The organism is Streptomyces sp. SID5464 (assembly GCF_009862985.1).
In the GTDB taxonomy this organism is placed as follows: domain Bacteria; phylum Actinomycetota; class Actinomycetes; order Streptomycetales; family Streptomycetaceae; genus Streptomyces; species Streptomyces chartreusis_D.
The window spans coordinates 251,823-267,323 of record NZ_WWIQ01000001.1; the positions used below are offsets into that span (position 1 = coordinate 251,823).

The 15,501-nt window shown below is 70.2% G+C and carries 12 protein-coding genes; all 12 read left to right on the forward strand.

Annotated features, from left to right (window positions below):
• The first annotated feature begins 68 nt into the window (after positions 1-68).
• The gene (uvrC, locus tag GTY47_RS01165; protein ID WP_010039676.1) at positions 69-2,144 is read left to right on the forward strand and encodes an excinuclease ABC subunit UvrC; all 2,076 of its coding nucleotides are present in this window, start codon (positions 69-71) and stop codon (positions 2,142-2,144) included.
• The gene (gene rapZ / locus GTY47_RS01170) at positions 2,141-3,100 is read left to right on the forward strand and encodes an RNase adapter RapZ (RefSeq protein WP_078602825.1); all 960 of its coding nucleotides are present in this window, start codon (positions 2,141-2,143) and stop codon (positions 3,098-3,100) included. The genes uvrC and rapZ overlap by 4 nt, the downstream gene beginning before the upstream one ends.
• Positions 3,097-4,176, forward strand: coding sequence for a uridine diphosphate-N-acetylglucosamine-binding protein YvcK (yvcK, locus tag GTY47_RS01175; RefSeq protein WP_029181150.1), 1,080 nt, complete (start codon positions 3,097-3,099; stop codon positions 4,174-4,176). Before rapZ ends, yvcK begins: the two co-directional genes overlap by 4 nt.
• A complete protein-coding gene (gene whiA, locus GTY47_RS01180) occupies positions 4,167-5,156 on the forward strand; it encodes a DNA-binding protein WhiA (RefSeq protein WP_010039680.1) in 990 nt (329 codons plus the stop codon). Before yvcK ends, whiA begins: the two co-directional genes overlap by 10 nt.
• Before the next feature lie 151 nt (positions 5,157-5,307).
• On the forward strand, positions 5,308-8,262 hold the full coding sequence (locus GTY47_RS01185; RefSeq protein ID WP_010039681.1) for a M14 family metallopeptidase: 2,955 nt from the start codon (positions 5,308-5,310) through the stop codon (positions 8,260-8,262).
• A 271-nt stretch (positions 8,263-8,533) separates the two neighbouring features.
• Positions 8,534-9,541, forward strand: coding sequence for a type I glyceraldehyde-3-phosphate dehydrogenase (gene gap, locus GTY47_RS01190; protein ID WP_010039682.1), 1,008 nt, complete (start codon positions 8,534-8,536; stop codon positions 9,539-9,541).
• 142 nt (positions 9,542-9,683) lie between these two features.
• Complete coding sequence (locus GTY47_RS01195; RefSeq protein WP_010039683.1) at positions 9,684-10,895, forward strand: phosphoglycerate kinase; 1,212 nt, start codon at positions 9,684-9,686, stop codon at positions 10,893-10,895.
• Between the two features lie 6 nt (positions 10,896-10,901).
• Complete coding sequence (tpiA, locus tag GTY47_RS01200) at positions 10,902-11,678, forward strand: triose-phosphate isomerase (protein WP_010039684.1); 777 nt, start codon at positions 10,902-10,904, stop codon at positions 11,676-11,678.
• Between the two features lie 101 nt (positions 11,679-11,779).
• Positions 11,780-12,010: a preprotein translocase subunit SecG gene (secG, locus tag GTY47_RS01205; RefSeq protein WP_029181151.1), complete on the forward strand. Its 231-nt coding sequence runs from the start codon at positions 11,780-11,782 to the stop codon at positions 12,008-12,010.
• 208 nt (positions 12,011-12,218) lie between these two features.
• Positions 12,219-12,554, forward strand: a complete 336-nt coding sequence (locus GTY47_RS01210; RefSeq protein WP_003976875.1) for an RNA polymerase-binding protein RbpA — start codon at positions 12,219-12,221, stop codon at positions 12,552-12,554.
• 135 nt (positions 12,555-12,689) lie between these two features.
• The gene (locus GTY47_RS01215; RefSeq protein ID WP_010039687.1) at positions 12,690-13,958 is read left to right on the forward strand and encodes an MFS transporter; all 1,269 of its coding nucleotides are present in this window, start codon (positions 12,690-12,692) and stop codon (positions 13,956-13,958) included.
• A 69-nt stretch (positions 13,959-14,027) separates the two neighbouring features.
• A partial coding sequence (pgi, locus tag GTY47_RS01220; protein ID WP_010039690.1) for a glucose-6-phosphate isomerase occupies positions 14,028-15,501 on the forward strand: 1,474 nt, incomplete at its 3' end.

The following is a 15,501-nucleotide window of genomic DNA, read 5'->3' on the forward strand; positions in this document are numbered from 1 at the left end:
TCGCCGAGCCCGTGATCGTGTCCCGCCGCCCCGCCGGGCTGTCGGTGCTCGCCAGTAGGGTGTGAGACATGGCCGACCCCTCCAGCTACCGCCCCAAACCGGGTGAGATCCCCGACTCGCCGGGGGTCTACAGGTTCCGTGACGAGCACCGCCGGGTGATCTACGTCGGAAAGGCGAAAAGCCTGCGCCAGCGCCTGGCGAACTACTTCCAGGACCTGGCGGGCCTGCACCCGCGCACCCGCTCCATGGTCACCACGGCCGCGTCCGTGGAGTGGACGGTGGTGTCCACGGAGGTCGAGGCGCTCCAGCTGGAGTACTCGTGGATCAAGGAGTACGACCCCCGGTTCAACGTCAAGTACCGCGACGACAAGAGCTACCCGTACCTCGCGGTGACGATGAACGAGGAGTACCCGCGCGTGCAGGTGATGCGCGGTCACAAGAAGAAGGGCGTCCGCTACTTCGGGCCGTACGCGCACGCGTGGGCGATCCGCGACACCGTCGACCTGCTGCTGCGCGTCTTCCCCGTGCGCACCTGCTCGGCCGGCGTCTTCAAGAACGCCGCCCGGACGGGCCGCCCCTGCCTCCTCGGCTACATCGGCAAGTGCTCCGCCCCGTGCGTGGACCGGGTCTCCGCCGAGGAGCACCGCGAACTGGCCGACGAGTTCTGTGACTTCATGACCGGCCGCACGGCCACGTACATCCGCCGCCTGGAGAAGCAGATGGGCGAGGCGGCCGAGGAGATGGAGTACGAGCGGGCGGCCCGGCTGCGCGACGACATCGGGGCCCTGAAGAAGGCCATGGAGAAGAACGCGGTCGTGCTCGCCGACGCGACCGACGCCGACCTGATCGCGGTCGCCGAGGACGAGCTGGAGGCGGCCGTCCAGATCTTCCACGTACGCGGCGGACGGGTACGCGGCCAGCGCGGCTGGGTCACCGACAAGGTGGAGGAGATCACCACCGGCGCCCTCGTGGAGCACGCCCTCCAGCAGCTGTACGGCGAGGAGACGGGCGACGCGGTCCCCAAGGAGGTCCTCGTCCCCGCCCTGCCCGACCCCGTGGAGCCCGTCCAGGAGTGGCTCGCCGGCCGGCGCGGCTCGGGCGTCTCGCTGCGCGTCCCGCAGCGCGGCGACAAGAAGGCCCTCATGGAGACCGTGCAGCGCAACGCCCAGCAGGCGCTCGTGCTGCACAAGACCAAGCGCGCCTCCGACCTCACCACGCGCTCGCGCGCCCTGGAGGAGATCGCCGACGCCCTCGACCTGGACAGCGCCCCGCTCAGGATCGAGTGCTACGACATCTCCCACCTCCAGGGCGACGACGTGGTGGCCTCCATGGTCGTCTTCGAGGACGGCCTGGCCCGCAAGAGCGAGTACCGCCGCTTCCAGATCAAGGGCTTCGCGGGGCAGGACGACGTTCGCTCCATGCACGAGGTGATCACCCGCCGCTTCCGCCGCTACCTCGCCGAGAAGGAGAAAACGGGGGAGTGGACCGACAGCGAGAACGCCGAGACCCCTGAGATCGACGGGAACGGCGAGATCGTCGGGACCGGCCCCACCGAGGACGACGGCCGCCCCAAGAAGTTCGCCTACCCGCCCCAGCTCGTGGTCGTCGACGGCGGCGCCCCGCAGGTCGCGGCGGCCCAGCGGGCCCTGGACGAGCTCGGTATCGACGACATCGCCGTGTGCGGCCTCGCCAAGCGCCTGGAGGAGGTCTGGCTGCCCGGCGACGACGACCCGGTGGTCCTGCCCCGCACCAGCGAGGGCCTGTACCTGCTCCAGCGGGTCCGTGACGAGGCCCACCGCTTCGCGATCACCTACCAGCGCACCAAGCGGTCCAAGCGCTTCCGGTCCAGCCCCCTGGACGACGTCCCCGGCCTCGGGGACACCCGCAAGCAGGCACTCCTGAAGCACTTCGGTTCGTTGAAGAAATTGCGATCCGCCACCATCGACCAGATCTGCGAGGTTCCCGGCATAGGCCGCAAGACCGCCGAGACGATCGCGGCGGCCCTCGCCCAGGCGGCCCCGGCCGCACCCGCCGTCAACACGGCGACTGGAGAGATCATGGAAGAGGAACCCGGCACCATGGGTTCCGGTGGGGAGCCCGTGCGGACGGGCGCCCCGGACGAACGACGGGGGCAGGAGACATGAATGTGAACGAGCACGACGGGCAAGAAGAGCGAACCGGAGACGGAGCACAGGTGAGTACGGGCACGCCCAACGACAAGGCCGCAGTCCCGGACGCGGCCATCCCCGAGCTGGTGATCATCTCCGGCATGTCCGGGGCCGGCCGCTCGACGGCCGCGAAGTGTCTGGAGGACCTCGGCTGGTTCGTCGTCGACAACCTGCCGCCCGCGCTGATCCCCACCATGGTGGAGCTCGGCGCCCGCTCCCAGGGCAACGTGGCCCGGATCGCCGTCGTTGTCGACGTCCGCGGCCGCCGCTTCTTCGACAACCTCCGCGAGTCCCTCGCCGACCTGGAGGCGAAGAACGTCACCCGCAGGATCGTCTTCCTGGAGTCCTCCGACGAGGCCCTGGTGCGCCGCTTCGAGTCGGTGCGCCGCCCGCACCCCCTCCAGGGCGACGGCCGGATCGTCGACGGCATCGCCGCCGAGCGCGAGCTGCTGCGCGAGCTGCGCGGCGACGCCGACCTGGTGATCGACACCTCCAGCCTCAACGTGCACGAGCTGCGGGCCAAGATGGACGCCCAGTTCGCCGGCGAGGAGGAGCCGGAGCTGCGGGCCACGGTCATGTCCTTCGGCTACAAGTACGGGCTGCCGGTCGACGCCGACCTGGTCGTCGACTGCCGCTTCCTGCCGAACCCGCACTGGGTCCCGGAGCTGCGCCCGTACACGGGCCTCAACGACGAGGTCTCCGGGTACGTCTTCAACCAGCCCGGCGCCAAGGAGTTCCTCGACCGCTACACGGAGCTCCTCCAGCTCGTCGCCACCGGCTACCGCCGGGAGGGCAAGCGCTACGTGACCATCGCCGTGGGCTGCACGGGCGGCAAGCACCGCTCGGTCGCCATGTCGGAGAAGCTCGCCGCCCGGCTCGCCGCCGAGGGCGTGGAGACGGTGGTCGTACACCGGGACATGGGACGCGAATGACACGACGTACTCCGCGGCTGAGCCGGCTGCGCCGGGTGGTGCCCGACGGCAGCACTGACGGAAGGGGCGGCCGGCCCGCCGAGGCCCGGGGCGGCAGACCCCGCCGCCGGGGCACCCAGCCCAAGGTCGTCGCCCTCGGCGGCGGCATGGGCCTGTCCGCCTCGCTCGCCGCCCTGCGCCGGATCACCGGCGACCTCACCGCCGTCGTGACCGTGGCCGACGACGGCGGCTCCAGCGGCCGGCTGCGCGACGAACTGGGCGTGCTGCCGCCCGGCGACCTGCGCAAGGCACTGGCCGCGCTCTGTGGTGACGACGACTGGGGCCAGACCTGGGCGCGCGTCATCCAGCACCGCTTCCAGTCCAAGGGCGAGCTGCACGAGCACGCGGTCGGCAATCTGCTGATCGTCGCCCTGTGGGAGCAGCTCGGCGACCACGTCCAGGCGCTCGACCTGGTCGGACGGCTGCTCGGCGCGCAGGGGCGCGTGCTGCCCATGTCCGCTGTCCCGCTGGAGCTCCAGGCCCTGGTCAAGGGCCACGACCCGGCCCGCCCGGACGAGGTGGACACGGTCCGTGGCCAGGCCACCGTCGCCCTCACCCCGGGCGAGGTGCAGTCCGTGCACGTCGTGCCGCACGACCCGCCGGCCGTGCCCGAGGCGGTCGAGGCCGTCCTGGACGCGGACTGGGTGGTGCTCGGCCCCGGCTCCTGGTTCTCCTCGGTCATCCCGCACCTGCTGGTACCCGAGCTGCTGGACGCGCTCACGCAGACCAAGGCCCGCCGGGTACTCTCCCTGAACCTCGCCCCGCAGCCCGGAGAAACCGAGGGCTTCTCCCCGCAGCGTCATTTGGAGGTTTTGGGACGACACGCCCCTAAACTCGCCCTGGACGTGGTGCTGGCCGACGAGGCCGCCGTGCCCGACCGTGACTCCCTGACCGATGCCGCCAAGCGGTTCGGGGCCGCGGTCGAGCTGGCGCCGGTGGCCCGGCCCGACGGGACCCCGAGGCATGACCCGGAGCTGTTGGCCGCCGCGTACGACCGTATTTTTCGGATGCATGGAAGGATCGGCCCATGGCGATGACGGCAGCGGTGAAGGACGAGATCTCCCGGCTCCCCGTCACCCGGACCTGCTGCAGAAAGGCGGAGGTCTCCGCCATTCTGCGGTTCGCCGGCGGCCTTCACCTGGTGAGCGGTCGGATCGTGATCGAGGCGGAGCTGGACACGGCGATGGCGGCCCGCCGCCTCAAGCGGGACATCCTGGAGATCTTCGGCCACAGCTCGGAGCTGATCGTGATGGCACCGGGCGGGCTGCGCCGCGGCTCGCGCTACGTGGTGCGTGTCGTCGCGGGCGGTGACCAGCTGGCCCGCCAGACCGGCCTGGTCGACGGGCGGGGCCGCCCGATCCGCGGCCTGCCCCCGCAGGTGGTCTCGGGGGCCACCTGTGACGCCGAGGCCGCCTGGCGGGGCGCCTTCCTGGCGCACGGCTCGCTCACCGAGCCCGGCCGCTCCTCCTCCCTGGAGGTGACCTGCCCGGGCCCCGAGGCCGCGCTCGCCCTGGTCGGGGCGGCCCGCCGCCTGTCGATCGCGGCCAAGGCCCGCGAGGTGCGCGGCGTGGACCGGGTCGTCGTCCGTGACGGCGACGCGATCGGTGCCCTGCTCACCCGCCTCGGCGCGCACGAGTCGGTGCTGGCCTGGGAGGAGCGCCGGATGCGCCGCGAGGTGCGGGCCACGGCGAACCGGCTGGCCAACTTCGACGACGCCAACCTGCGCCGCTCGGCCCGCGCGGCCGTCGCCGCCGGTGCCCGTGTGCAGCGGGCGCTGGAGATCCTCGGCGAGGACGTGCCCGAGCACCTCGCGGCGGCCGGCCGGCTGCGCATGGAGCACAAGCAGGCCTCCCTGGAGGAGCTGGGCGCGCTCGCCGACCCGCCGCTGACCAAGGACGCCGTCGCGGGCCGGATCCGCCGCCTGCTGGCCATGGCCGACAAGCGAGCCTCCGACCTGGGCATCCCGGGCACGGAGGCCAACCTCTCAGAGGAGCTGGCCGACAATCTCGTAGGCTGATCCCACAGCCCGTCAAGGAGCCGGTGCAGACCTCCACTTGGGTGGTCGGCGCCGGCTTTTGCGTGTCGTTCGGGCACTCTTGACTCGATCATGGACTGTCATGAGCCTGGCATCTGTTCGCTGCTGTGGCGAACCCACGCTAGGGGGGTTCATGAGACGAAGAGCGAGATCGATCCTCGCTGTCGGCGCGCTCCTGATCGGCGGAGCGAGCATCGCACCCATCGCCCAGGCACAACCGGACAGTTCACCCCCGTCCGACCCGGACGAAGTCAAGGTCTTCCGCGCCGACGTCACCCGCGAGCAGGTACCCCTGCTGCTCGCGGCCGGCCAGGACGGCCATGAACTCGGCGAGCAGGTGCCCGAGAAGGGCACGGCCACCATCGAGGTCTACCTGACCGACCAGCAGGCGAAGAAGCTGTCGAAGCAGGGCGTCGACCTCACCGAGCACGACCTCTCCACCAGGGCGGAAGCCCGCGTCGAGGACGCCGCCGAGGGCGTGTTCCGCCCGTACAGCGGCAAGGGCGGCCTCAAGGAGGAGATCCTCAGGACCGCGCAGGAGCACCCCGGCCTCACCAAGGTCGTCTCCATCGGCAAGACGGTCAGGGGCCAGGACATCCTCGCGCTGAAGCTCACCAAGGGCGCGAAGCGGACGAAGGACGGCTCCAAGCCCTCGGTCCTCTACCTGTCCAACCAGCACGCCCGCGAGTGGATCACGCCGGAGATGACCCGGCGCCTGATGCACCACTACCTGGACAACTACAACAAGGACCGGCGCGTCAAGAAGATCGTCGACTCCACCGAACTGTGGTTCGTCCTCTCGGCCAACCCCGACGGCTACGACCACACCCACGCCGGTGACGCCAACCGCCTGTGGCGCAAGAACCTGCGGGACGTCAACGGCGACGGCACCATCGGCACCGGCGACGGCGTCGACCTCAACCGCAACTTCGCCTACAAGTGGGGCTACGACGACGAGGGTTCGTCCCCCAACCCCGCCAGCGAGACCTACCGCGGCGCCGGTCCGGGCTCCGAGCCGGAGACCAAGGCCCTGGACGCCTTCGAGAGGCGGATCGGCTTCACGTACGGAATCAACTACCACTCCGCCGCCGAACTCCTCCTCTACGGAGTCGGCTGGCAGGTGGCCACGCCCACCCCGGACGACGTCCTGTACGAGGCACTCGCCGGTACGCCGGAGAACTCCGCGATCCCCGGCTACCACCCGCAGCTCTCGTCCGAGCTGTACACCACCAACGGCGAAGCCGACGGCCACGCGGCGAACGTCAACGGCATGGCGATGTTCACGCCCGAGATGTCGACCTGTCAGTCCGCCTCCAACGCCGACCCGGACGACGAGTGGAAGGCGTCCGACTGCCGGTCGATCTTCACCTTCCCGGACGACGAGAAGCTGATCCAGCAGGAGTTCGCCAAGAACGTCCCGTTCGCGCTCTCCGTCGCGGAGTCCGCCGCCCACCCCGACCGGCCGTCCTCGTCGGTCGGACTGAGCGCCGCCGACTTCACCCCGGCCGCGTTCCCGGTGTCGTACTCCCGCGGCGCCGACCAGGAGGTCTCCGTCGTCGCACGCAGGTCGCTGCGCGACAAGGAGCTGAAGTACCGCGTCAACGGCGGCCGCACCGAGGACATGACGCTCAAGCCCTGGAAGGGCGGCGAGACCTACGGCGGTGAGGACAACCTCTACTTCGACGAGTACCGGGCCAAGGTCAAGGACGGCGACCCCGGCGACAAGGTCGAGGTGTGGTTCACCGGGGAGACGAGGAACGGCAAGAAGGTCTCCAGCGAGCGCTTCACCTACACCGTCGCCCAGCGGCCCAAGGCGGACACCCTCGTCGTCGCCGAGGAGGGCGCGGCCGCCACGCAGGCACAGAAGTACGTGGACGCCCTCAAGGCCAACGGCCGCAAGGCGCTCGTCTGGGACGTCGCCGAGCGGGGCGCGCCGGACGCGCTGGGCGTGCTGAGCCACTTCGACACCGTCGTCCACTACACGGGTGCGAGCGTCCCCGGCAACGCCACCCAGATCCAGCTGCGCGCCTTCCTCAACGAGGGCGGCAGGCTGATCGAGGCCGGTGAGCAGGCCGGCGGCAGCGTCGACCTCGGCGGCGGCGCGCTCTCGGACGACTTCAGTCAGTACTACCTGGGCGCCTACAGCCGTACCTCGGCCGCCGGAGCCACCGGTTTCACCGGCTCCGGCGAGCTGGGCGGTTTCTCGGGCCCGCTCGCCGCCGCGCCCGGCAACCCCCTGGACAAGGCGGGCCGGTACGGCGTCACCTCCGACGAACTGCCCGCCGACGAGTTCCCGCAGTTCGCGAGCAAGGGCGCCGGACAGTTCGCCGGCGCGGTCAACCCGTTCGGCCCGTACGCGGGCTCCTGGATGGCCGCCGCCGTCCACACCGACGACGCCTACAAGCGCCTCACCCGCACCGTGGACCTCACCGGCGTCGCCGCGGCCGACAAGCCCACCCTGCGCACCCAGCTGATGTGGGACACCGAGCCCGGCTACGACAACGTCCTGGTCGAGGCCCACACCGCGGGCGCCGACGACTGGACGACCCTGCCCGAGGCGGGCGGCGCCACCAAGACCGCCGTTCCGGCCGAGTGCGGGGGCGGCTTCTACGTCCGTGAGCACCCCTGGCTGAAGCACTACCTGACCCTGTCGGACGACGGCTGCACCGCGACCGGCAGCACCGGGTCGTGGAACAGCCTCACCGGCGCCTCCGGCGGCTGGCAGCGGGTGGACTTCGACCTGAGCGCGTACGCCGGCAAGACGGTCGAGGTCTCGATCAGCTACGTCACCGACCCGGGCACCGGCGGGCACGGCGTCCTCGCCGACGACGCCTCGCTGGTCGTCGGCGGCACGGCGAAGGAGACCGAGGGCTTCGAGACCTCGCTCGGCGCCTGGAAGGCCGCCGGACCGCCCGCGGGCAGCCCGGCCGTCCTCAAGGACTGGTCCCGCACCGGGGCCCTGTTCCAGACCCACGGCGCGGTCACCACGGACGACACCGTGCTGCTGGGCTTCGGCCTGGAGCACGTCGCCACCGCGGCCGACCGGGCGGCACTGATGAGAAAGGCACTCGCCTCCCTCGACGTGTGACGGCGGACATGGGACCGCAGACGTGTGACCCCACAGGAGCTGGGAACTCTCCGTCAACAGGCACCACACCGAGTAGCGAAATCGAGTGATCTCGCTCTCGGTGACGGGCGGTCCGTACCCCTACTGGCGGGTACGGACCGCCCTGCCGTGTATGGGGCATCTGGATGTCACCACCGCAGCCTCAGGGAGGTAGGGTCGTAGGCGGTCGGGGACATCCCAAACAGAGCTCGCCGGCTCTTCATGGCCGGCGTACCAACGAGGAGATCGGTTCGTGACGATCCGCGTAGGCATCAACGGCTTCGGCCGCATCGGTCGTAACTACTTCCGCGCGCTGCTGGAGCAGGGTGCAGACATCGAGATCGTGGCTGTCAACGACCTGGGTGACACCGCGACCACCGCTCACCTGCTGAAGTACGACACCATCCTCGGCCGCCTCAAGCAGGAGGTCTCGCACACCGAGGACACCATCACCGTCGGCGACAAGACCATCAAGGTCCTCGCCGAGCGCAACCCGGCGGACATCCCGTGGGGCGAGCTGGGCGTCGACATCGTCATCGAGTCGACCGGCATCTTCACCAAGAAGGCCGACGCCGAGAAGCACATCGCCGGCGGCGCCAAGAAGGTCCTCATCTCGGCTCCGGCCAAGGACGAGGACGTCACCATCGTGATGGGCGTCAACCAGGACACCTACGACCCGGCGAACCACCACGTCATCTCCAACGCCTCCTGCACCACCAACTGTGTGGCGCCGATGGCCAAGGTCCTCGACGAGAACTTCGGCATCGTCAAGGGCCTGATGACGACGGTGCACGCGTACACGAACGACCAGCGCATCCTGGACTTCCCGCACAAGGACCTGCGCCGCGCCCGTGCCGCCGCCGAGAACATCATCCCGACCACCACGGGTGCCGCCAAGGCCACCGCGCTGGTCCTCCCGCAGCTCAAGGGCAAGCTGGACGGCATGGCCATGCGCGTCCCGGTCCCGACCGGTTCGGTCACCGACCTGGTCCTCGAGCTCGGCCGCGAGGTCACCAAGGAAGAGGTCAACGCCGCCTTCCAGAAGGCGGCCGAGGGCGAGCTGAAGGGCATCCTCGAGTACACGGAGGACCCGATCGTCTCGTCCGACATCGTCAACGCGCCGGCGTCCTGCACCTTCGACTCCTCCCTGACCATGGTCCAGGAGGGCAAGAACGTGAAGGTCATCGGCTGGTACGACAACGAGTGGGGCTACTCCAACCGCCTCGTCGACCTGACGGTCTTCGTCGGCAACCAGCTCTGATCCACAGAGCAGGCACGTCCATGTGAGAGCAGGGCTCGGGCAGCGCGAGAATGCGCTGTCCGAGCCCTGACTCACGTACAGATCAGAGCTGTTCGATCACGAGCGCTTACGAGCGATCACGAGCTCTTTCAGGAGTCCCCTCATGAAGACGATCGACGAACTCCTCTCCGAAGGGGTCGCCGGCCGGCGGGTCTTCGTCCGCGCCGACCTGAACGTGCCGCTGGACGGCACCACGATCACCGACGACGGCCGGATCCGCGCCGTGCTGCCCACGGTCAAGGCCCTCGCCGACGCGGGCGCCCGGGTGGTCGTCGCCTCGCACCTGGGCCGCCCCAAGGGCGCCCCGGACCCGGCCTTCTCCCTCGGCCCGGCCGCCGCGCGCCTCGGTGAACTCCTCGGCGCGGACGTCCGGTTCGCCACCGACACGGTCGGCGAGTCCGCCCGGGCCACCGTCGCCGCCCTCGCCGACGGCCAGGTCGCGGTCGTCGAGAACCTGCGCTTCAACGCCGGTGAGACCAGCAAGGACGACGCCGAGCGCGGTGCCTTCGCCGACCAGCTCGCCGCCCTCGCGGACCTCTACGTCGGCGACGGCTTCGGCGCCGTGCACCGCAAGCACGCCTCCGTCTACGACCTCCGGGCCCGGCTGCCGCACGCCGCCGGCTACCTCATCGCCAAGGAGGTCGCCGTCCTGAAGAAGCTGACGGACGACCTCCAGCGGCCCTACGTCGTCGCGCTCGGCGGCGCCAAGGTCTCGGACAAGCTCGCCGTCATCGACCAGCTGCTCGGCAAGGCCGACCGCATCCTCATCGGCGGCGGCATGGCCTACACCTTCCTCAAGGCCAAGGGCTACGAGGTCGGCAAGTCCCTCCTCCAGGAGGACCAGGTCCCGGCCGTCCAGGAGTACATCGAGCGGGCCGAGAAGACCGGCGTCGAGCTGGTCCTGCCCGTCGACGCCCTGGTCGCGACCGAGTTCCCGGACCTGAAGACCAAGGCCCCGGCCAACCCCACGACCGTCGCCGCGGATGCCATCCCGGCCGACCAGGAGGGCCTGGACATCGGGCCCGAGACCTGCAAGCTGTACGCGTCCAAGCTCGCCGACGCCGCCACCGTCTTCTGGAACGGACCCATGGGCGTCTTCGAGCACCCCGACTACGCCGAGGGCACCAAGGCGGTCGCCCAGGCCCTCGTCGAATCCCAGGGCTTCACCGTGGTCGGTGGCGGCGACTCCGCCGCCGCCGTGCGCACCCTGGGCTTCGACGAGACGGCATTCGGCCACATCTCGACCGGTGGCGGCGCCTCCCTCGAATACCTCGAGGGCAAGACGCTCCCCGGCCTCGCCGCACTGGAGGACTGACCCCTTATGAGCACGCGCACGCCGCTGATGGCGGGCAACTGGAAGATGAACCTCAACCACCTCGAGGCCATCGCCCACGTCCAGAAGCTCGCCTTCGCCCTGGCCGACAAGGACTACGAGGCCGTCGAGGTCGCCGTCCTGCCGCCCTTCACCGACCTGCGCTCCGTACAGACCCTGGTCGACGGCGACAAGCTCAAGATCAAGTACGGCGCCCAGGACATCTCGGCACACGACGGCGGTGCCTTCACCGGCGAGATCTCCGGCCCCATGCTGGCCAAGCTGAAGTGCACCTTCGTCGCCATCGGCCACAGCGAGCGCCGCCAGTACCACGCCGAGACCGACGAGCTGGTGAACGCCAAGGTCAAGGCCGCCTACAAGCACGGCCTGACCCCCATCCTGTGCGTCGGCGAGGAGCTGGAGGTCCGTGAGGCGGGCAACCACGTCTCCCACACCCTCGCCCAGGTCGAGGGCGGTCTGAAGGACCTCCCCGCCGAGCAGGCCGAGACCATCGTGATCGCCTACGAGCCCGTCTGGGCCATCGGCACCGGCAAGGTCTGCGGTGCCGAGGACGCCCAGGAGGTCTGCGCGGCGATCCGCGGCAAGATCGCCGAGCTGTACTCGCAGGAGCTGGCCGACAAGGTCCGCATCCAGTACGGCGGCTCCGTGAAGTCCGGCAACGTCGCCGAGATCATGGCCCAGGCCGACATCGACGGCGCGCTGGTCGGCGGCGCCTCTCTGGACGCCGACGAGTTCGTCAAGATCGTGCGCTTCCGCGACCAGTGAGTAGGCCCTAGCGGCGATCCGTCGTACCCTTGCGGGGTCCAGCACTGTGCTGGGCCCCGCGTCGTCCATCCGAATCCGAGGAAGTTGGTCCAGCCGTGGTTTTGGGGTTCTCGATCGCCCTGATCGTCTTCAGCCTGCTGATGATGCTGCTGGTGCTGATGCACAAGGGCAAGGGCGGCGGCCTCTCCGACATGTTCGGCGGCGGCATGCAGTCCTCCGTCGGCGGCTCCTCGGTCGCCGAACGCAACCTCGACCGGATCACCGTCGTGGTCGGTCTGCTCTGGTTCGCGTGCATTGTCGTGCTCGGCATCCTGATGAAGGTGAACAACTGACCGACGCGCATCGCGCACGCAATACGTACGTAAGGCCCCATGTTCGGTACGCGCGGCAAAGCGCGGCCTATCATGGGGCTTGCGTCTAGGTGTGAGGGTTGTAACTCCAATCACTGGACGCGCGTTGGGCCTTACGTAGACTGAGGCGCTCGCAGCGAAGCGGAACGCCGACTCGCTTCGCGGCACCATCACGCAGGGAGTTACGACCGTGGCAAGTGGCAACGCGATCCGGGGAAGCCGGGTCGGGGCGGGGCCGATGGGCGAGGCCGAGCGCGGCGAGTCCGCGCCGCGGCTGCGCATCTCCTTCTGGTGCTCCAACGGACACGAGACCCAGCCGAGCTTCGCCAGCGACGCGCAGGTGCCCGAAACCTGGGACTGTCCCCGCTGCGGCTTTCCGGCCGGCCAGGACCGGGACAACCCGCCGGACCCGCCGCGCACCGAGCCGTACAAGACGCACCTGGCGTACGTGCGGGAGCGGCGCAGCGACGCGGACGGCGAAGCGATCCTCGCCGAGGCGCTCGCCAAACTGCGGGGCGAGATCTAGGAGTTGAGACCGGCCGGGCACCAGCAGGTGCCCGGCCGGAGCTGCTTTCCGCAGCCAACGGCCGGCCGCTCGCGGACCGATTGTCAGTGGTGCCCTCTACGGTTTGTGCATCGGGCGAACCGTAGAGGGGGAACAGTGGCGACGGTCGAGGTGGGGGGCCTGCGCGCGCCCGCGTGGCGCGGGGGCTTCGGACGGCTGTGGAGCGCAGCCGTGCTGTCCAGTTTCGGTGACGCGCTGCGTACGGCGGCGCTGCCCCTGCTGGCCGTCACGCTGACCGACGAGCCGCTGCTCATCGCCTCCGTCACGGCCTGCGGCTATCTGCCCTGGATCGTCTTCGGCCTGCTCGGCGGGGCCGTCGCCGACCGCGTGGACCAGCGGCGCGCCATGTGGACGGTGGACGCCTTACGAGGGCTGCTGGTCGCCGCCTTCGCGGTCGCCGTCGCCCTCGGTCACGCCTCGATCGGCCTGCTCATCGTGCTGGCCTTCGTCCTGACCAGCCTCCAGACCCTCTTCGACAACGCCGCCACGGCGCTGCTGCCCGCCCTGGTCGACCGGGACGCCCTCGGCAGCGCCAACGCCCGGCTGCTGACCGGCCAGCGCATCGCGGGCGGCCTGCTGGGCGGCCCCGTCGTCCCGCTGCTCCTGGCCGCCGGGGCCGCCGTGCCCTTCGCGGCCGACGCCGTGACGTTCCTGGTGGCCGCCGCACTGGTGGCCTCTCTGCCGGCCGCCGAGTCCGACCGCAAGCCGCGACGGCCGGGCAGCACCCTGCGCCGCGAGATCGCGCAGGGGCTGCGCACCCTGTGGCGCGACCAGGCCCTTCGCGGCCTGTGCGCCGCCACGGCCCTGTGCAACATCGGCATGGGCACCCAGCTCGCCATGCTGGTCGTCCTCGTCACCGACTGGCTCGACGCGGGCCCCGCGGGATACGCGGCGGCGGGCGCGGCCTTCACACTGGGCAGCCTGGCCGGGGGAGTGGTGAACAGCCGGCTGGTCGCGCGTCTCGGCCGGCTGCGGTCCGTGCTGCTCGCCGGCTCGGTGCAGACCGCCGCCCTCGTCGTCATGGGCACCGTACGCAGCCTGACCGTGCTGGTGGGCGCGCTGGCCGTCTTCGGGCTCATGGGCATGGTGTGGAACGTCAACACCACGACACTGATGCAGGAGCGCAGCCCCGCCGAGCTCCTGGGCCGGGTCAGCTCGGCCTTCCGGACCCTGGCCTTCGCCGGCGTGCCCCTCGGCGCCCTGCTGGGCGGGGCCGTCGCCACCGCCTGGGGGCCGAACACCCCGCCGCTGCTCACGGCCGCCTTCTTCGTCCTGTCCGTCCTCGCGCTGATACCCGCGCTCAAGGCGAACGTAGTTGTTGTCGAGCCGGACGACGGCGCCACGACAACCGATGTCACGCGCTGATCAAATAGGTTGGGACCGGCAGCGGGGCAAGGTACGCAGGCAGGACAGGAAAGAAGGCTGAAGTCCGAGATGAACGCAGACGGCCGTACCAGGCTCAACCAGACGTCCGAGTGGACGGCACTGGCCAAGCACCGTGAGGAGCTGGGCGACGTCCAGCTGCGCGAGCTGTTCGCCGCCGACTCCGGCCGCGGCACCGCGTACACCCTCCGGGTCGGCGACCTGTACGTCGACTACTCCAAGCACCTCGTCACCGACGACACGCTGCGGCTGCTGCGCGAACTGGCCGCAGCCACCGACGTCTTCGGGCTCCGGGACGCCATGTTCCGTGGCGAGAAGATCAACACCACCGAGAACCGGGCCGTGTTGCACACCGCGCTGCGGGCGCCGCGGGACGCGGTGATCGAGGTCGACGGGGAGAACGTGGTGCCGGGCGTGCACGCGGTCCTCGACAATATGGCCGACTTCGCGAACCGGGTGCGCTCCGGGGAGTGGACGGGGCACACCGGCAAGCGGATCCGCAACGTCGTCAACGTCGGCATCGGCGGCTCCGACCTCGGCCCCGCGATGGCCTACGAGGTGCTGCGCGCCTTCACGGACCGTTCGCTGACCGTGCGTTTCGTGTCGAACGTGGACGGCGCCGACCTGCACGAGGCGGTGCGGGATCTCGACCCCGCGGAGACGCTGTTCGTCATCGCCTCCAAGACCTTCACCACCATCGAGACGGTCACCAACGCCACGTCAGCGCGCGGCTGGCTGCTGGACGCGCTCGGTGACGAGGCCGCCGTCGCCAAGCACTTCGTCGCCCTGTCGACGAACGCCGAGAAGGTCGCCGAGTTCGGTATCGACACGGCCAACATGTTCGAGTTCTGGGACTGGGTCGGCGGCCGTTACTCGTACGACTCCGCGATCGGTCTGGCCCTGATGATCGCCATCGGCCCGGACAACTTCCGGGAGATGCTCGAAGGCTTCCGGATCGTCGACGAGCACTTCCGGACGGCGCCCGCCGAGTCCAACGTGCCGCTGCTGCTGGGCCTGCTGGGCATCTGGTACGGCAACTTCCACGACGCCCAGTCGCACGCGGTGCTGCCCTACAGCCACTACCTGTCCAAGTTCACCGCCTACCTCCAGCAGCTCGACATGGAGTCCAACGGCAAGTACGTCGGCCGGGACGGGCGTGAGGTGGAGTGGCAGACCGGGCCGGTGGTGTGGGGCACCCCGGGCACCAACGGGCAGCACGCCTACTACCAGCTCATCCACCAGGGCACCAAGCTCGTTCCGGCGGACTTCATCGGCTTCGCGCGGCCGGTCGGGGAGCTGGGCGACCGGCTCAAGGCGCAGCACGACCTGCTGATGGCCAACTTCTTCGCCCAGACGCAGGCGCTCGCCTTCGGCAAGACCCCGCAGGAGGTGCGGGCCGAGGGTGTGCCGGAGGAGCTGGTGCCGCACAAGACGTTCAAGGGCAACCACCCGACGACAACCATCCTGGCGCCCGAGCTGACGCCGTCCGTCCTCGGCCAGCTGGTCGCCCTCTACGAGCACAAGG

Coding starts and splice junctions, on each gene's coding strand:
- uvrC (WP_010039676.1), top strand. CDS start 69: ATGGCCGACCCCTCCAGCTACCGCCCCAAACCGGGTGAGATCCCCGAC.
- rapZ (WP_078602825.1), top strand. CDS start 2,141: ATGAATGTGAACGAGCACGACGGGCAAGAAGAGCGAACCGGAGACGGA.
- yvcK (WP_029181150.1), top strand. CDS start 3,097: ATGACACGACGTACTCCGCGGCTGAGCCGGCTGCGCCGGGTGGTGCCC.
- whiA (WP_010039680.1), top strand. CDS start 4,167: ATGGCGATGACGGCAGCGGTGAAGGACGAGATCTCCCGGCTCCCCGTC.
- GTY47_RS01185 (WP_010039681.1), top strand. CDS start 5,308: ATGAGACGAAGAGCGAGATCGATCCTCGCTGTCGGCGCGCTCCTGATC.
- GTY47_RS01195 (WP_010039683.1), top strand. CDS start 9,684: ATGAAGACGATCGACGAACTCCTCTCCGAAGGGGTCGCCGGCCGGCGG.
- tpiA (WP_010039684.1), top strand. CDS start 10,902: ATGAGCACGCGCACGCCGCTGATGGCGGGCAACTGGAAGATGAACCTC.